The following is a 17,760-nucleotide window of genomic DNA, read 5'->3' on the forward strand; positions in this document are numbered from 1 at the left end:
AGAGTCATCACGTACTGAAGCGCTGTCACGGTACCAAGCCCGCAACGTGTGGTGAGACACCCCAAGCAGCTCACCGACCTCCGTGTAGGCACGTTGCAGTGAGCAAGACTCCAGGCGGACCATTTCGATGATCTGATGGACCGCCTTCTCCTTGAACTCGACGGAATACTTTCTAGGCATAGTTCAATCCTTCCTTAGCTGAGGTGGGAACTAAACCCAGGACGCTTCACAGCCATGCCAGAAAACAACACGTCCAAACAACCCCGGTTGAAAAATCAACCCCGGCTATTACACCCGCGAGGTTGACAAACCTATATAGGAACACCCCCGTTCCCGCAATCCAACGACTCTCACAATGGTAGAATTATCATGTCCAATTTGGATGCAAACCTGCAACAATCCAACCTTCGCTTAGCCTATGCGCCGAAGCCTCCGTACAGACCCTATTCAGGAAGAGTCACATGATTTACACTCCGAATATCGTCAGCCTACCTTCTGACGCCCCAATCAAAAGGTATCCTCCACGGAAACCCAGCGATCGGCAGGACAACTATCTTAAAAACTACGATTTCCTAACCGTCTTTTCCGACGTCTTCGTAAAAGACGGAACATTGTGGATGATCGGCCCCAAATGGGAGAATCTCGAAGAAGAGTTAAAGGCTTCCAAATTTAGATGGAACTGGACTGACATTTCCACCTCCATCACCTTCGAATCACTGAATCGAATGTCTCGAGCATACGCCCATGTTCCCGACTCTTCCGGCGTGCTCGAGATCGACGGCCCTTTGGGCCACTGGGAAGTTGAGGTCCCAAACATTCCGAGTGACTTAAACGAGGATAGAAACGTTCTGGTCACTCAACAACAAGACAACAGACTTGAATGGATTGCGTACTGGGCTTTCTACAATGTTAACGTCAATGCGATAGACACGGTAGTCATCTATGACAATGCAAGCACACTATACCCGCCAGAACGGGTCGACCAAGTTCTGTCTATGATTCCTGGCTTAAAGTCACATATGGTCGTTCGATGGAACATGCCCTACGGGCCGACAGGCGGGCCAAACAATGTCTGGGACTCTGACTACAGTCAACACGTTGCGTGGGAGCATTCGCGTCGATTTTTCACCCAGAAGGCACGCTCTGCCTTAATGATCGACATCGATGAGCTTCCTATTCACGTTGGAGGAGAGTCACTTCCGGAGGTTCTAGCCAACACCGACCAAGCTGTGCTCCACTTTAATCGCCAGCCCATACGCCCGTTCCCCAATAGGTCAGATGCTCTAACTGATGTCAGGGTGCACTCCGACTATTCTCTAGGCGAAGAGCGCGGTGCATGGCTAGCTCCAAAATACATCTTCGCTCCTGCGAGGATAGTCGAAAGCGATCAACTTATGGCTCACGTCGTCAGAGGACAAGACACTACGCCACTTCCTGAGACTGAGGCATTTGCTGGTCATTTCGACGCGATTCGCATTCGTTGGCGGCTCGAAGAGAAGAGGCAGGTGCCGAATTTTAAGCGCCCCGAAGACATCGTTGAGCCCACTGTCAATTCGACAGTCTTTAGCAATAAATTTGACCAGTTAGCAAATGAGTGGAAACAGCTGCAGAAAGCCCTAACGCCAATTGTTAACAGTCAAGCAGAGCCACATTGGCCGTAGAGCTAGATTTGCCCCTTTATATTCAGTAAAGGGGCTTTTCTATTACTTATCCAATGCCCATTAGATGTTCAGCGCACTGTACATCAAATTATTTACCAATTCTTGAGAATTGCCCGTCAATACCTTTTCTCGGGCTATTTTGACTGCTTCATTGTATCGGATTGGATTCGACAACGAATTGAGGTCGGATTTCACATCAGTTTTTTCAAACCGTTGCACCCCGTGGTCACCAAAGTTTGACCATAAGCCAGCCCGTAGGTTTCGACCAATTTGAATGCCAACCGTATCTTTAGCTCCTGCAGCAAGGCAAAGGGACCCAGCAGCGAGTGCTCGCATTCCGGCCATGCCTGCTGTAACAGTTAAGTAAGCCTTATTCATTAGTATGGGTACTTCTTGAGGGGAAACCCAACCATGAAATTTATAGCTGACATTTGATAAACGACGTGACAAAGCAGCATATCGCTGCTCATAAACCGCTTTGAGCGGGCCATCACCATAGATGTCAATAACCCATCTGATGTCGGGGTAGAGCCGGCTTAGGCTCTCCGCAGCCTCTTCGACAGCAGCGATTTGGGGAACCTTATCAGGAGAAAGGCGCGAGGCAGTCAAGATCCTGCCCACACCGTCACTTAGTTTCTCATCATGCGAAATTAACGGAAGGTCAAAAATTTCAGTGGGCGCCGCATTCGGAAGATTGGTTACTTTCCACGGTGCTACTCGTCCAAAGCGCTGCACAAAATGCACCAGTGATGGACTTGCTGCGACAAAAGCATCGACTCTGTCAGACCACTCGTACATGTAATCATGGTACGCACCGTGAACCATAACGACATGTTCTGCGTTCGCAATCTCGTTTACAGCGAGGCCGATCTGTCTGCCCCCGGGAGCATGGGAAAATATCAAATCAAAATCGACATCTTGAGCGATACGCTCAATGTCGTTCTCCCAATCGTTCCAATCAATTTCGATGAACGAGGCACCAACCACTTGCGCTCTTTCGCTAAAGGTATCGCCTTGTCCAACAAAAGTTACGTCGTTACCGCGAGCTACTAGTGATGAAGCGGCGTCAACAGTCCACTCATGAACGCCTCCCCATTCGGCGACAGTCCGGACAGGCATGAGAATCTTTCTATTGGGCATAGACGAGCATCTCCTCCAATTGCACTGGATCAAGTAAACGAAGCTTTATCCCAATTGACGCACAGAGCTCGATGACGTCTCTTTCATTGAGCCAAGAGTTATCCGTTTTTGGGCGCTCCACTACAAGCTCTGAAGAGCGCCAGTCACCGCATAGCAAGAGTGCGACGGCTACACGAAAACTCAAATCTTCAGCAAAGCGTTTTCCGAAAGCGGAAATGTTGGCTGCAAATTCCACCCGATCAATCGAGAACATCTTTCCAGTCCAGTGCGCACTATCACGCACCTGCAGCATTACTTGCCGTGGTTTATCGTTTGACTGGATCGGAACGGTTTGTGGTCGATAGTCACAAAGGATCAAGATGGTGTGATTATCAGGAGTCCAGTTAGCATCCGTCTCGATTTCAAAACGAGGAGCCTGCTCCTCCCACACATTTCTTACACAATCGTCAAACTCAAGCGTGGCCTGAGGCCAGCTTATCCGCTGTCGATCTGCGTTTTCGCCGAAAATGAGTAACCCCGCTAATAGAGCAATTGTCTTATTCATGCCAGTGAGCACGAGGTCTAATCGTAGCTCTCTCGGGAATGAGACGGACTCACTCGGTTGATCGGTTCGCTCTCGAAGAGCAAACTTACCTGTCAACGAATTCTCCCAAGCGAATCTCATTAAAGTCCCCTATCGATTCCAGAATCATTCAATTCTTCGGCTATTACATTTTTATTTGAATTAGAGAATTGTTTCGCAAATAATGCACTTCCAAGCCCTATTCTATATACTGAACCCCCAGGGTAAGCCGTGCGCAAATAGGCCTCCAGCTCTCGCGCTGAATCATGTTCTTTAGTGACAAAGATGTAAGCAGAACTCTTGTACCCGAACTCGCCAACGCTAACAATCTTCCTAGCCTCTTGGAGTAGCCCCTCAAAGGCATCGATGGCAACCACTTCTACGCTGTCTGGGAAGTAAAGAACACTAAGCTGCACATTGCCATCTTGTGTACGGAGCGACCTACTGCTCGTTAAAATTCGTTGCTGCAAAGACTCATCGACTCGAGCTTGCGTAACTGCTGGCACTTCATGCTCTCCCTCCATCCCTTCATTTGCGTGGAGTTGAAGTTGATCACGAACACGAAGAGTAAAAGATTTGAAGCCAATTTGGCGAAGATTCACAATTTCTTCCTGACTCACATCTTCAATAACCGCGTTCTCAAAGACGGCACGATCACGTAGGATATCGCGCTCCGTAACAATCGTCGTCAATTTGTCCGGCATATCGGCATCGATAGCAAGATTTACCGTATTCCCTTGCAAGATAATGTCACGGGACACCAGCTTGTCTGGAAGATATGCACCGAAAGTATTGAAAAGATCCGTTCTTCCCGGAACATCCGGATACTTTAGTTCCCCGCCCAACTTCTTCAATGAACTTTGGCTTGGCCCAGATGTCAGGAACCGGTTCGCCAGCCGGGAAAGAGTGTGTCCTGCCTTTTGATTGTCGGAATCTTGCGCGGTGATCTGCAAGTCGTGCACTCGCCGCAAATACATGAATCTTTCGACGTGGCCCCAGCTAACACCCGCGTTCATCAGGCGAGTAGCTAATTCATGGTCAACTGAAGAAGTCAGCCGCTCGTCATAAGCAAAATCCCTAATCAACTGAGTCGGCAAAGTCCAAGTACTGTGACCGGGCCCAGCACCATTGAATGCCACCATAGCTGCGCTAAAGCCCTTCAGAGTCAAGAAACCGCGCAGTTCACCCGTATCATCCTGGAAATTAATCCAGCCACCGTAGGTAGCGTCGATTGTCTGTGACAGGCCGTCAATACCAATTTCAAGACGATTGGGAAGCATGATGTCATCATCATCATGAACTGCAGTGAGCAAACAATTTGAGTGTTTCGCTGCTGTATTCCGAGCAGCAGCAACTCCCCTAGGCTTATCGTGCTGAATCAGTCTTACCCTGGAATCATTGATGCTGGCGATCGCCTCTTTCACACGAAGAGGTTCCTCGGAGCCATCATCGACAACAACAATTTCGAACTCTTGGAATGTCTGGTACAGCACAGAGTTGATACTCTCAACCAGCATGTCATATCGGTCTTTCGTTGCAATTGCTACGGAAACCAACGGCAGACGTTCATTTTGCGGGACAGACCAATTAATCAGGTTTGGATACAGACTCTGTCTGCTGTCTACGCGCTCCATTAGCTGCATTTCAGCGTCGCTAGCGGTTGATAATGACGCTTCTTCTGCAACTGCTTTAAAGCCTTCTACCCTTGCCGCCTTTCCCCCACGCCTGTGCTGGCGGAGGATAAAGTCGTAGCCAAGTGCTTCACAAAACAACGCGCTCTCGTCAAACCCACGGACTTCCAAGAAATGGGCCCGGTTAATAGCAAAAACACGGCCAAGCACGGTATCGGGCATACGGGTTAAATAGCTTACTTGGCCCGATATGTCGTTAGCCTTGCTATTAAGACTCCTGAACCGCGTGATCTCAGCAACGACCCCACGCTGAAGCTCAGCTAAGTTGTGCGTTGTCTCGTCGTCTGGGACGACCCAAAATCCTCTTTCCACGAACAACAGAACGTTATTCTGTGCCTTCACCGCGGAAATATTCATGCACGCAGAACTAGAATAATCTGATGGGCACACCTCAAACTTAAAGAATGAGTCGGCAAGAGCGTTCGCAGTTTCAAAAAGCCCAGATACTGCTGCACCATCGAGGAGATTAGGAAGGCTAAGAATGCACTCGTTCACACCTTCAATCTTCTTGAAGCTATCAATGTAAGCGCGAGCCTCGTCAATATCCTCGGGTATAAGCTGAAAAACTACAGAAATCGACATTACGGCGCCACCTTCCAAACTAAGTTTTCTTTGCTTTCTGCGGCAATCGCGTGAGCATAAAGCGAATCCGTGATTGAATCTAGAACGCTAGCATCATGGCTTTTCCACGGGTGCACTGTAAGGTCGACGGACTTAATATATGGATTAAACCGAGCCGCATTCGTCTCTAGAAAGACACCCTCTACGCCGGACTCCTTTAGGTAAACAAAAGGCTCATTGAACGCCTCAGTCACCGGCGCACTACAAACTGCCGGCGGTAATTCAACCCCTTCAGCATTAAAGAAACGAAAAGTTACAAGAAAATCGCGAAATTGGAAAGGGACGAGCGCCTCTCCAGGTAAGAAGAGGGCAATACTGCTTACCTCGAATGGAAAGACCGCGCTATGAGAGTTTTTTGACATAGGGCAAGTGTAGTGGAGCAGCAACGCTACTGCAGCGCTTTGGTACGAGCCCCAAGCTTGTGGTGAATCATGCCCTTAGCAGCTAACGGCTTATTTCCCTGTCCCCTTAAAGAAAGCCACCGTTTCTGCAATTCCAGCGGATAGTGTCAGAGACGAATTCCAACCAAGTAGTCTCCTTGCCTTAGAAGAATCCAACGAGGACCTCGGCACATCGCCTTTTCTCGCAGGCGCATATTCTGGTTCATCTTGCACTCCCACAGCTTGCGCAACCAACGTATGCAATTCCCTGTCACTCGTTTCAATGCCCGTACCGATATTGAACCGCTCACCGTTAGCTTCATCATTGGAAGCCAAGTAAAACGCTCGAGCAACGTCCTTGACAAAGACATAGTCTCGGGTATTTGAACCCGTGCCAAAGACCTTTGTCGGCCTCCCATTCAGTAGGCGTTCAATAAAGATTGCAACCACGCCGGCTTCGCCATGCGGATTTTGGCGTGGCCCGTACACATTGGCCGGAGCAACAAAACTTGATTGAATTCCATAAAGGCGGGAAAACATGCTCAAATACAGCTCGCCGGCTGCTTTACTGGCCGCATAAGGTGATTCAGGAGCCACTGGCATGGATTCGCTTACCGGGAAAGAATCTGGCTGCCCATAAATGGATCCACCAGACGAGGTATGGACGATTTTACGTACACCGTGCCGCCGTGCTGCGTCTGCGAGTTTCACCGTGGCCACGACATTAGTCTCACAATCAATTACTGGATTCTCCACTGACTTCCGTACATCAATTTGAGCTGCCAGATGGAACACAACTTCAAAGGGAGCCTGGGAAAAGAGATTGTCGTAATCGATGGTACGAATATCGCCTTCCACGATATCGACCCCACCCATTGATCGTGCGATGTGAAGATTCTCCAACCGCCCGGACGAAAAATCATCCAAGACTGTGACCGTATGGCCTTCCTCAACGAGAAGATCAACAAGATGAGAACCAATAAACCCGGCGCCACCGGTCACAAGACAATGCATAGCCGTGATATTAGCATTGTTGTTCGTCGTTGCGTACGAGATCAGTCCGCGAGCAGTTGCTCCCACCGCGGCATTATTGTAGTCACATCCCAGCGCTGGGAATATTCCCTCGCGGCTGCCCCTAACGCAACAAAGGACTCCTTTTCCTGGCCTTGCAAAATGACCTTAATCCGAGCCTCAGGGCTGCACTCTCGCGAGTAGTCACCGAATACTTCCTTCACACCTTCCCGCTCCCAGAAAACTGGAATTGTCCGAGCTGCCATTCCTTCGGCCGGTGCAAGGTGGAAGCTTTCCAACTCGCTTGGGGACAGAATAAATCCAATGCCACGGTGCCAGGAAGCGATATCGGCACTAAATGAATCGAACGTGACGTGCTCAGCAAGTATCTCACTTCGTGCGAGGCGCTCAAAGAACTCTAAGTAGAGTTGTTTTTGCACGGAGTCGCTCCATACATGTGGATACTCCCATGGCATTCGTCCCTTAATACGCAAGGTATAACGTTCATCAATGCTAACAAGTTCTTCAATGAGGTCGAGTGCACGATCTGGACGCTTAAGGAACGGGACCATACCGACTAATCCCAGTGTGAATTGCGCATTACTGGTCTTCGGCCGATCGAAATCCAGAAGATCGACTGTGTTAGGCAAAACCATGGTCTTGCTTTCAGCCAATCCGAATCGTTCAACCGCCTGCCTACGGACCCAATCTGAGACAAACACCAATTTGTTCACGTTGTCCCATACAACGTTGTCCATCCATGGACCATTGAGTTCAAATCTATGAAGCCGAGAGATTAGTCTCGTTCCCTCGGGAAGGTGCTTCGAATACCACGCCAGCGAGGGACCCGCCCATTCACAAAAAACTGTATCGGCCCATTCCGCGAGTTGCTTGCTGATTTCCTCATTATGTGTGTGAAGCGTGGACCATCTATCTAGCTGCACGTCGAACGATGGATTTCGATTGAGGAAATCCATCAACTCTCCCATGAATTTGAAATCATGAGACGCCACCACCACCCGTTGCGGCCGGTCTCCGTTCAGTGTATTCGACGTGACCAGTGCCCCTGCTCGCCCAAAATAAGACTCAAACCTTTCGCGAGCTTTACTCATCGAGAAATACCCACTTGCCAGGGCCGCCTTTTGACGCGCCGCTTCTACCTTCGGTAAGCCCGCAGCGATCTTCTTCGCAACGACATCAACTGTGTCATCAGCACGAACAAAGAATGGGTAGTCGTCGCCCCAGAGTAGTCGATGGTCCTCAGTGTCATTAATGATTGGCGCTGCCCCGGCCGCGCCATACTCTAGGGCCTTGGTTGAGACTTCCAGGCTCGAATCCAATTCTGCCGTGCGCCAACCAAAGCCAAGGTCGGCCTTCATAATCTCCTTGATCGACTCGGTTCGGGGAAGCGCTCCCAGCCACGTCACTCCACTGTCAGGATCAGCATGTGCCTTCTCTAGCGCGTCTCGCATTCTTCCGACCCATTGAGGGTCATCCTTTGCCCTATTGAATTTCGCCCCCACCACATTGAGATGCGCCTCAATATCGTGTTCCTTCAACTTCCGCGGAAGCTCTAACATTTCAAGTGTTCGCCACTCACGAGCCAGCTTTCCTGCGTACACAATTTTGATAGCAACTTGCTCTGTGGTCTTAGGATTTTTCTCGGTATTAAATGCATAGTCCGGAATCATCGGCGGGATAAGAAGAACTCTTCCGGCAGCTTGTGGAACCAAGGCTTCCCAATACGAACGTGCGGCTTCAGTTTGGGCAAAAATTCGACGAGAATTCTCGGCGATGTGCTTCAGCCGCTGCACATTAGTTTCGGACAGCTTCTTCGGAGGAAAGGGAAGGTCTGTGACATAGGACCACAGCACCGGCGAGATTCTCTCGCTCAAGCTGAAATCGTAGGCTGCTTGGAAGCCTCTCACTACGATAGCGGTTGAACGGGTCTCCTCAAGGAGCTTCTCCACCAATTCTGCCGCAGCCGTTGTATCAAGTGCTGCGTCGTCTGCAATGCCTTCGGGAGCATGAATGTGAATGTTTGCAATCCCATCGACTGCTCCAAGCAACGTACGGTTTTGAGGATGGCTTTTTAGCTGAATGTGGACCTCATCAAACACCCCGGAAAGCACTTCAGAAACCGACATCAGCCAAATGGAGGAGCCATCAATAACGTTCGGACTTACATCACCGTAGACCACAACTGAGCTCATTACATCCTCTCCTCTTCTGTACCACTGAGTTCCGTCACGTCGCGGAGCAGTGCTTTGAACACCGGTGCATTAATATCATCTTCCCAACCCCATGAGGAGGAGTTCTTCGACAACACTACTGTCGCACGTTGACGAAGCTCTTCGCTGAAATGATTCGAAGTTTCGCTAGGGCAGACGATAACGACAGTTCCATTTTCTTCTGCTTTCTTCATGTGATCTAGTAACTGGAGAAAACTCGTCGTTTTCTGCGTAGACAACAGGCCTGCCCATACGCCTCGCTCAAATTGGTCCTCCTCAATTACGAGGTAGCTTGCATTTCTTGATGGTTTTCCAATTAAGTGAGGCGCAGAGATTCGCTCTACTTCTGCCAGATCGTTCAAGGAATCGGCACACCGCTGTGAACCGATAAGCTCGATACGTCGAATCCACTTTTCAGAATGCGCATTCATCAGTGCACGCAGAACGTCGGAGCTATCGCTATCCATAGTCTGTTCAGCTGCCACGCGCCCAGCTGTATGCGCGTCAGGGCGCCCTACGATGTGCGATGCCGGAATTGTGTGAGGTGCAAACACGCTTTGTACAGTGTTCCCCTCTTTGCCAGTCTTTCCAGACGGTTCTACTGTCAGGGACGACAGCGGCTCCCGCTCAGCACGCTGATTCTGTTCTTGGGCAGCTACAGAAATAGTCTGAAGCTCTCTCTCTAGGCGCGAACTCCGTCGTAGAGCTTCTTTGGTGAGACCCTCCGACTTTTTGCGTGCGGAAATCGACATCACTAAAAAGACAAAACCAACGATGACTGCACCAGCCAAAAGCATTCTGCTAATAGCGCTGCTGTTCACTACAATTGCGCCGATAAGCAGTACCGCAGCCAAAGCTGCAAGGATGATTAGTCCTCTACCACGGCGGAAGTAATCAAGGCTCATGAAAGTCATTCCTTCAAACAATCTCTTGCTTAACGTATGGGCGGATTCCAGATAACTCACCCACATTTCGATGGCTTAGATTTAGATAGGTTTTTCGAGAATCACCATTGGGGGCCGGTAATCGGCCGTGACTTCTGCGAGAAAGTCGTGTGCAGGCTGCTTATCTTCCCTACCCATGAGTTTTGCCCATTCGTGATACTGTGCCGCAACTACATCAGTTGGACCATCGGCGATGATTCGGCCTTTTGAAATCCAGATCGCCCGGTTGCAATTATTCTCAATTTCCTTGATAGCGTGCGAAACCAAGAACAGGTTTCCGGCGCGCTCAAGGAGCTCGTGCATTCGGGCGCTAGCCTTTGCACCGAAGGCGGCGTCACCAGTGGACAGGGCTTCATCAATCATGAGGATGTCTGGCCTCACTGCTGTCGAAATTGCGAAAGACAAGCGTGCTGACATACCGGACGAATAGGTCTTCATTGGTCGTTTGATCGCATCACCGAGTTCGGTCCACTCCGCGATTTCAGGAATTTGTGCCCTTGCGTCGGCAGGACTCATTCCCAGAGCCAAGCACCCCAGGTAGATATTGTGCTCCCCGGACAGATCTGGCTGAAGAGCCGGGGACACGCCCATGAGCGTGGGCTGGGAGCGCGTCAGAATCCGCCCCGATGTTGGAGCTAAGCCTCCGGCAATCATGCTCAACAGAGTCGATTTTCCTGAACCATTGAGGCCAATAATGCCGATCGATTCACCGGGTAGCGCGATGAGCGAAGCATTAACGATTGCATCAACGACAGTTTTTCCGCGACTCACGCGAGTCATACTCGCATCAGAGGAGCGGCCCTGACTAATCACGTAGCGCTTGGACACGTTGTCTACGACAACGTTCGCTCGCTCCACGTAATTGATATCGAGGTCAGATTGCGACTGCGCTGGTGGTTCGGCGACAGATGGTTCTTCTATAAAGCCTTCCCGCGATTGGTCCTCGCCTTTCTCATCCGTGACCTTCTTTTTCGTTTCGAGGTACTCACCAGGTGCTGCAGGCAACTTAGACGAGTCGAACATACTTATCCTCCGCCCTCCAGAAGAAGATAAAACCAAGCACAAAGGCTCCTACGCTCCAGGCCACAAGCTCTCCCCAGGTCGCGAGACTAGGTGCGGTACGATAAATCGAAGCATCACGCACTGCCGTAAGGAAGATGTAGCACGGATTGGCCGACATGACCTGGTGAACAGCTGAATGCTCAGCGAACCTATCGATGGAAAACATCACACCGGATAAGAAGAAGAGTCCGCGGCTCACAAGACCCAGAATGGTTTTTGCTTCAGGAATCTGGGCTGTAAGGCGCGCCGTGATCATCATAAGCCCGCAACCAAAGATGTGGATCAACACAAACAGCGGAACTACGAGTATCAATGTCCATGAAGGCCACGTTCCCCACTGAAAAAGGAAAGCCGCTAACAACGCCACCATGGCTGGTAAGACGTTATCGATCATTGACCGTAGAGTCGTCGAGAAAGGGATAGATGCACGTGGAAACTGGAACGCGCGGATCATGGAGCGCGAGGATTGCATGAGGCTGATGCCAGAGTTCATCAGCCCCGTCATCATCGACATAAAGATAATGCCGATAAAGAGAAAGCCAATGAAGTTCTCAATGCCCCTGGAGGTTTTCAAGAGTATGCCGAAAAGAAACCCGTACAGAGCTACATCAAAGAGCGGGTTGAGAACGAGCCATAACTGCCACAGACGGTAATCACGAGTGGTTCGCAGTGCCTTTGCCCGAGCATCCGCAGTAATGAAGAAACGGCGTGCCCACAGCTGCGAAATGTACTCACGCAGCGTCGGGCGTGTAGCCAAGGGGTGGAGCCCCTCTGGGTTTACTATCTGCACCCGGCCCTCATGCCGGGCAACCTGGGCATTGAGCTCTTCAACTCCGCGTTGTGCAGTTTTGGAGCTTCGCCATTTATGGCGTGCCACATGCATCAGCCCTTCCATTCCTTCATCGGTTTTCGAGTGATATGACACCAGTGTGTCCACTCTCGGCCTATCAAAGGAAGCGCCTACTTCACGCAGACCGAGTTTTACTAACGAGTATTCTACTCAGACTTCCCAAGAAGTTCGTCTAGCACCGTGCCTGCCTGTGCAGAATCACCCGAAGCCGTGCAGTACGTCAACGGTAACTTAGATAGCGGCGAGTCTTCGACCACGATGCCCCACACGGCTGTTCCGCTCCCAGCGTAATCGGCGTATTTCGAAGGCAAGAATGGATTGACACTGAATGCTGTTCCCACCGTGTCGGTGTCATTGACCACCAAGACGTCAAAACTCGTGGAAACGTTAAGAAACTCCAGATAGGGAACGTAACCGTTGATCCGGACATTGTCAGCTGCTGGGTTCCCCCACAACTGCCGTCTCAGCTTTTCCGGATTAGAGGTGAAGATGTGCAGGACGAACTTCTCGCGTCGTGGATGTTCCGCAAGCGCGGCCAATACATCTCTGATGCCGCGGTTGGCGTAGAAATTTCCGAAGTAAGCAATGTTGATGCGTTCTGAGTCGAGGCTATAGTCCGACCCCACCAAGCGGTACATTTCCGCCGTCGGGACTGCATGGTGGCGGATGGTCGATTTTTCCCGAACGAAAAATTGAAATTCCTCCGGATAGCGCTCCAACATCACCTGCTGCTGATTAGCATTGGTGAAAATCACCTCATCTGCATAAAGAAGGGTGACAAGCTCAGTGAGCTCGAAGTGAGTTGTGTACGAGAGTCCCGACCAGTCGGAGCGCTCGACCATCTTCCGCAGTTGATAAGTTGTGATACCCCTCGTTAGCTCGCCTGGACGGGGCGTGCCGTCCACACCGACGCTCAAAGGATCGGAGAATTCTGCTTCCCATCGCGTTCCCGGGTGCTTGTCTTCGAACAGCGCAGCGGCGACGTGGGAGCCAGACCATAGGGCGCGGGAGTACATCGACTCATAGCCGCCTTGTTTTCTAGCCCGTTTGCTTGCCTTGCGTGCCGCCTGGCGCGCGTAGGAGCAAATCGCTCCCCAATGCGCGAAGGAGGGCACGACATCGATCTCCTCGGCATGGATCAGGTAGGGATCGACAATCAACCTGGTTGAATCGTCACGTCCGCGAACGCGCTGCATGTTGGCATAGAAGACATCAACAAGCTCTGCATCATTCCTGATCACCTTCGCCGTGACATTGGCTGAGGTGTCAGCGTAAGGAGGGAAGCAATATGAAAATACCAGGCGCCTGGCACTTTCCTGGCGGAGGTTCTCCCAATTCAAACCGGGAACGCCGGCATCCACGGCGGTGTTGATGGCTTGCTGAACCTCGCCCGGGTGTGTTGTGAGATAGTTCTCCACGAAACTAAACTGGGCTTGTTCAAGCTTTTCTAGTGCGCGCTGCTTGCTGTCTGCTTCCTCGATTTCTCGGAGCTTGGCAATGCATTCCAGACGCTGCACCACGTTGAAATCGAAGCTTTCCCGTTGGCGAGAAACCGAGTCGGGTCGAATCGTGCGCACGTAGGCAGCCTCCTCCCCCGCCTGTGGGGTGTGAAGAAGCAGTCCTGGACGCCTAAGGAAGTTCGCGAAATACACCACGTCCTCGCCGGAGCGGAGTGACTCATCGTAGCGGTAGCGCTGAGCTAGTGCGGTCGGAATGATTTTGCTGGCATTGAAGCCAAGCGCCCACGGCGCGGCGGCAACTGGAACCGCCGTACCGCGCAACGTCGTGATGCGGGCGTTGAGGGAGTTGTCCTGGGTGGACGCCCCGTCGGTGGTGTCGACGATGGGCAAGAGAATAATAGCGCCGTCGTCGGCATTCTCAAGGCCAGTTTCGAGATACTTTGGTTGAAGGGTGTCATCGTCATCAAGAAAAGCGATGAAGCGGCGGCTTGCGGAGGCAATTCCAAGATTACGGGCGCGCCCGGCACCGGGAACCAGGCTGCGTAGCACCCGAATGCTTAGCTCTGGGAAGCGGCTGGCCAAGCTGTCGCGCAATGCGATCTGCATAGCCTCTCCGCTGGCAGCAGCGACTCCTTTACCGTTGAGGGTGATGAGAACCTCGATGAGGTCTTTTCTCAAGCTCTGTTCCGCAAGGGAGGCAAGAGCAGAACCGAGGCTTGTGGCTGCAATTTCTTCTGTCATCTCTGATGCGTCGGCGACAAAGGATGGGATGACCACGGATACGCCAGGCAAAAGGTTGTTCATCGGATCTTCTCCAGAATCTTGTACAGCACAATCACCACAGAACCCGGAAGGTACTTCTTGAGTGGCTTAGCCAATGGGGTGATACGAGAGATCACAAGGCTTCTCAATGACACCTCAGGGGCAGCGACACCGGGGGATTCGGTGAATTCGACCGGAGCTGTAGCAGCCTTAAGCCCCTGCACCCAGTCCTCGCACGAGCGGTCGTGCTCGGTAGCAGGACCGATGCAAACCTGTATCCAGTTCTTGGTGAGACGGCTACCTGTAATCGACAGATCGTGGCTGTCTTGCGCCAGCGCTATCTGCTGGAGCCGCGCCGTATCCGCCCGCGGGGCCCAATACTCAACGTGGCGATTCTTCGCCGCATAATCGCGGAGGATGGGCAAAGCCTCATTAGCATCGGTATCGACGAGAACGAGCGGGAGCTCAGCGACATCAGAGAGCTGTTCCGCGGCAAAGCAGAACGTCACTGGGGATGTAGCCGGTGGGAAAGAAAAAGGTTGTTCGGAGGACTCCAACAACATGGCATAGGCGGAGTCCAACGGCTGAAACCCGTCAAGAGAAGATATGCGCATCGGTGAACCTATTCTCCTGGCCTATGGCTCTTCGTGCTGGTTGTTCACGGCATAGACGATGTCCAGGAATGCTTCAGGGACAACCTCATCGCGCTGGGTGGCGACCCACTCGCGCCCGGAAGGAGAAACGGTGAGCTTCGAGCGGTCGCCGATAAGCGCAGCCCAAGCCTCAGCGAGTGCTTCCGGGTTCTCCGGAGGAACGACGACCCCCGCGCCGAGCTCTTCAATGAGACGTGCTGCCTCACCTTGGACCACCGCAGTGGTGTGAACACCCAAGGACATCAGCTCATAGGTCTTCGACGGAACCGTGCGGTTGAGCGGCTCCCAATCAGTCAAGTGCACTAGGGCAGTATCGGCCCACTCGTAGATGTTCTGAAGCTCATCGGCGGGGACTCGATGCTCAATGGTTGCGTTGATATCCAGGGATTCAATCGTGGCCTTGGTGGCGTGCCAGGTTGCTCCATCGCCTACGATGCGAAGGTTGATGTCGTAACCACGGTCTTGTGCAATCTTGACTGCCTTCACGGCATTGTCGATCTTCTGCGCGCGTCCTACTGTGCCGGCGTAGAGGACATTCAGTTCTTTGGAAGACTGCTGTCCTTTGTCGCTGGCGATGAACTCGGTCTTGGGCGGAAAGACGTTACGCACCGTCCGGATGCGACGAGCACCCGCCGCTCCCCTACTGACATCGTCCTGTTCCATGTGCTCAGTGAGGTCCTGTGAGGTCGTCATGATGCCATCAGCGTGGTGCAGGGCGCGGTTCATGGCGCGCTCGGTGAGCGCCGTGAGCAGTTGGAAGGGCCCCTTGGTCAGGACAATCTCACGAATAGAGCGTTTGCCTGTTCCTGAATTCCAGTCGCCTTTTTCTTTCAGCAGCTCCGGCCACGCATCACGGAGATCGATGATGTAGGGAGTGTGGAGAATTCTGGCAACGAACTGCGTAACGACAGCCGTGGGAAGGGCCGGGACGGTGCCGATAACCAGATCTGGTTTGAAGCTCTTGAGCTGCTTGCGCTTAGTAGCTTGCATAAACAGCATTGAGCCAGCTACTGAGGCCTGGTTAAGGATGCGGTGCGTCAGCGAGGGACCAGCTGGAAAGAAACCGGAGCGCAGAATCTTTTCGCCGGAGTTTCCGGTTTCTAGCTCGTTCGCACCAAGGATATTCTTCCGCGAGAACCACTGCTTGAGCCCGAGGCGGCGCTGATAATGCGGTGGTGGCGCAATGACGAGGACTTCATGCCCGGCCTGGACAAGGATTTTGGACAACCATGACCAGCGGCGCTGCGGAACTCCGTTCTCGGGAGCCCAGTATTGAGAGAGAACGAGAATCCTCACGCTTCGTGCTGCCTCCTGGCTTTCAAGTGATGGTGAGTGACTAGTCTAACCGCTTAATTTAGCGCCAAATGCCCTTGGTATCGATGATTGTCTTGCCGCCGAGCAGAGATTGATCAAGCTCGACGAACTGTCGGTGGTTGACCAGAAGGAGGACGACGTCGGCTGCTGCAATGGCTTCCTCCGTGTCCTGCTTTGTCAGGTTTGAAAGGTTGCTCAGCACCGGTGGCAATGCCTCCACGTTGGGCTCGACAACGCGGATATCTAGCTGCGGGTTATCAACGCCGAGGCGTTTGACGATTTCGAGGGACGGCGATTCACGCAGGTCATCGATATCGTTCTTGAAGGCGATACCGAGGGCCGCAACGACGGGATTATCCTTGCCTTCAAGGGCCGTGAGAACCTGGTCGATGACCCACTCCGGCTTGCCATCATTGACGTTGCGCGCCGTTTGGATGAGCTTTGCTTCTTCGGGTGCGGCGGAGACGATGAACCACGGGTCCACGGCGATGCAGTGTCCGCCCACGCCCGGCCCCGGCTGCAGGATGTTGACGCGGGGGTGGTGGTTCGCCAGCTCGATAAGCTCCCAGACATCGATTCCGAGGCGGTCACAGATGAGGGAAAGCTCGTTAGCAAAGGCGATATTGACATCGCGGAAGGAGTTTTCCGTGAGCTTGGCCATCTCAGCGGTCGTGGCGTTGGTGAGAAGCAGGTCCGCGGTGCAGAAAGTGGCGTAGAGGTCGCGGGCAAGCTGGGCGCCCTTTGGAGTTAGGCCGCCGATGACACGGTCATTGTTTTCCATCTCCTCCATAATCTTGCCGGGAAGAACGCGCTCCGGGCAGTGGGCGACAAAGATGGCGTTCTCATCCTCGTCATTGAGGGACAGGTCAGGGCGCAACTCAATGAGATGCTTGGCCATATCCTCCGTGGTTCCAGGAGGTGAGGTGGACTCGAGCACTACAAGTGCACCGGGTTTCAGGTAAGGAGCAAGCGCTTCGGATGCCGCACGAATGTACTTGATGTCTACGCTGTGGTCCTCACGAAATGGAGTGGGAACGCAGACAATGTAGGCATCGGCATCGACCTGTTCCGTCTGGGCCGCTAGCGTTCCGTCCTCGACGACTCTTGCAAGCAGCTCCCCGAAGCCTGGTTCGAAGAAAGGCACCGTGCCGGCGTTGATGCTGTCTACAGCATCCTGATTCACGTCGATGCCGACTACTGGGATTCCCTTGGAAGCTATGAACGCGGCGGTGGGAAGGCCGATGTAGCCAAGGCCAACGACGCTAACCTTGCCTAAGGAACGGGAATCAGTTGTGTTCGGAACCATGTCCGCCTTTCTATTAATTCGCTGCTAATTACGGTAGCACGGTGACGGTTACCGGCTTGCGGTCGAATGGGTCGATGTCGGTGTTTTGTCTCAGCCCATGCTTCATTCCTGT

General features: G+C 52.3%; 15 protein-coding genes. 1 reads left to right on the forward strand and 14 read right to left on the reverse strand.

The genetic code is table 11. The features are described 5' to 3' along the window. Window positions 1-180, reverse strand: a 180-nt coding sequence (locus HMPREF2896_RS02155; protein WP_246823975.1) for a transposase, incomplete at its 3' end; no start/stop codon positions are given. Between the two features lie 281 nt (window positions 181-461). Here HMPREF2896_RS02155 and HMPREF2896_RS02160 point away from each other — a divergent pair. Continuing rightward, entirely contained in the window at window positions 462-1,661 is a 1,200-nt protein-coding gene (locus HMPREF2896_RS02160; protein WP_070717318.1) for a hypothetical protein, read from the forward strand. A 60-nt stretch (window positions 1,662-1,721) separates the two neighbouring features. Here HMPREF2896_RS02160 and HMPREF2896_RS02165 read toward each other — a convergent pair whose 3' ends face one another. The 13 genes from HMPREF2896_RS02165 to wecC all read right to left on the reverse strand — a co-directional run bounded on the left by HMPREF2896_RS02165 (window position 1,722) and on the right by wecC (window position 17,648). Continuing rightward, window positions 1,722-2,801 (reverse strand): glycosyltransferase family 4 protein, encoded by a 1,080-nt coding sequence (locus tag HMPREF2896_RS02165; RefSeq protein WP_070717321.1) that lies wholly within the window; start codon window positions 2,799-2,801, stop codon window positions 1,722-1,724. Beyond that, window positions 2,791-3,345: a hypothetical protein gene (locus HMPREF2896_RS02170; protein WP_141754750.1), complete on the reverse strand. Its 555-nt coding sequence runs from the start codon at window positions 3,343-3,345 to the stop codon at window positions 2,791-2,793. The genes HMPREF2896_RS02165 and HMPREF2896_RS02170 overlap by 11 nt, the downstream gene beginning before the upstream one ends. A 119-nt stretch (window positions 3,346-3,464) precedes the next feature. Continuing rightward, complete coding sequence (locus HMPREF2896_RS02175) at window positions 3,465-5,636, reverse strand: glycosyltransferase family 2 protein (protein ID WP_070717328.1); 2,172 nt, start codon at window positions 5,634-5,636, stop codon at window positions 3,465-3,467. Next, a complete protein-coding gene (locus HMPREF2896_RS12620; RefSeq protein WP_141754751.1) occupies window positions 5,636-6,037 on the reverse strand; it encodes a hypothetical protein in 402 nt (133 codons plus the stop codon). The genes HMPREF2896_RS02175 and HMPREF2896_RS12620 overlap by 1 nt, the downstream gene beginning before the upstream one ends. A gap of 90 nt (window positions 6,038-6,127) precedes the next feature. Next, window positions 6,128-7,069: an NAD-dependent epimerase/dehydratase family protein gene (locus HMPREF2896_RS12320; RefSeq protein ID WP_083311438.1), complete on the reverse strand. Its 942-nt coding sequence runs from the start codon at window positions 7,067-7,069 to the stop codon at window positions 6,128-6,130. Window positions 7,070-7,110: 41 nt separating this feature from the next. Continuing rightward, window positions 7,111-9,279 (reverse strand): glycosyltransferase, encoded by a 2,169-nt coding sequence (locus HMPREF2896_RS02185; protein WP_070717336.1) that lies wholly within the window; start codon window positions 9,277-9,279, stop codon window positions 7,111-7,113. Then, a complete protein-coding gene (locus HMPREF2896_RS02190; protein WP_070717342.1) occupies window positions 9,279-10,202 on the reverse strand; it encodes a hypothetical protein in 924 nt (307 codons plus the stop codon). The genes HMPREF2896_RS02185 and HMPREF2896_RS02190 overlap by 1 nt, the downstream gene beginning before the upstream one ends. 81 nt (window positions 10,203-10,283) lie before the next feature. Then, the gene (locus HMPREF2896_RS02195) at window positions 10,284-11,264 is read right to left on the reverse strand and encodes an ABC transporter ATP-binding protein (RefSeq protein ID WP_070717344.1); all 981 of its coding nucleotides are present in this window, start codon (window positions 11,262-11,264) and stop codon (window positions 10,284-10,286) included. Then, the gene (locus HMPREF2896_RS02200; RefSeq protein WP_141754752.1) at window positions 11,248-12,240 is read right to left on the reverse strand and encodes an ABC transporter permease; all 993 of its coding nucleotides are present in this window, start codon (window positions 12,238-12,240) and stop codon (window positions 11,248-11,250) included. Before HMPREF2896_RS02200 ends, HMPREF2896_RS02195 begins: the two co-directional genes overlap by 17 nt. Before the next feature lie 59 nt (window positions 12,241-12,299). Then, the gene (locus HMPREF2896_RS02205) at window positions 12,300-14,417 is read right to left on the reverse strand and encodes a glycosyltransferase (RefSeq protein WP_070717347.1); all 2,118 of its coding nucleotides are present in this window, start codon (window positions 14,415-14,417) and stop codon (window positions 12,300-12,302) included. After that, complete coding sequence (locus HMPREF2896_RS02210) at window positions 14,414-14,989, reverse strand: hypothetical protein (RefSeq protein ID WP_070717350.1); 576 nt, start codon at window positions 14,987-14,989, stop codon at window positions 14,414-14,416. The genes HMPREF2896_RS02205 and HMPREF2896_RS02210 overlap by 4 nt, the downstream gene beginning before the upstream one ends. 21 nt (window positions 14,990-15,010) lie before the next feature. Next, the gene (locus HMPREF2896_RS02215; RefSeq protein WP_070525481.1) at window positions 15,011-16,324 is read right to left on the reverse strand and encodes a glycosyltransferase family 4 protein; all 1,314 of its coding nucleotides are present in this window, start codon (window positions 16,322-16,324) and stop codon (window positions 15,011-15,013) included. A 58-nt stretch (window positions 16,325-16,382) separates the two neighbouring features. After that, window positions 16,383-17,648, reverse strand: a complete 1,266-nt coding sequence (gene wecC / locus HMPREF2896_RS02220) for a UDP-N-acetyl-D-mannosamine dehydrogenase (RefSeq protein WP_070717353.1) — start codon at window positions 17,646-17,648, stop codon at window positions 16,383-16,385. Between the last annotated feature and the right edge of the window lie 112 nt (window positions 17,649-17,760).

Source organism: Corynebacterium sp. HMSC069E04, assembly GCF_001813175.1.
Classification (GTDB): domain Bacteria; phylum Actinomycetota; class Actinomycetes; order Mycobacteriales; family Mycobacteriaceae; genus Corynebacterium; species Corynebacterium aurimucosum.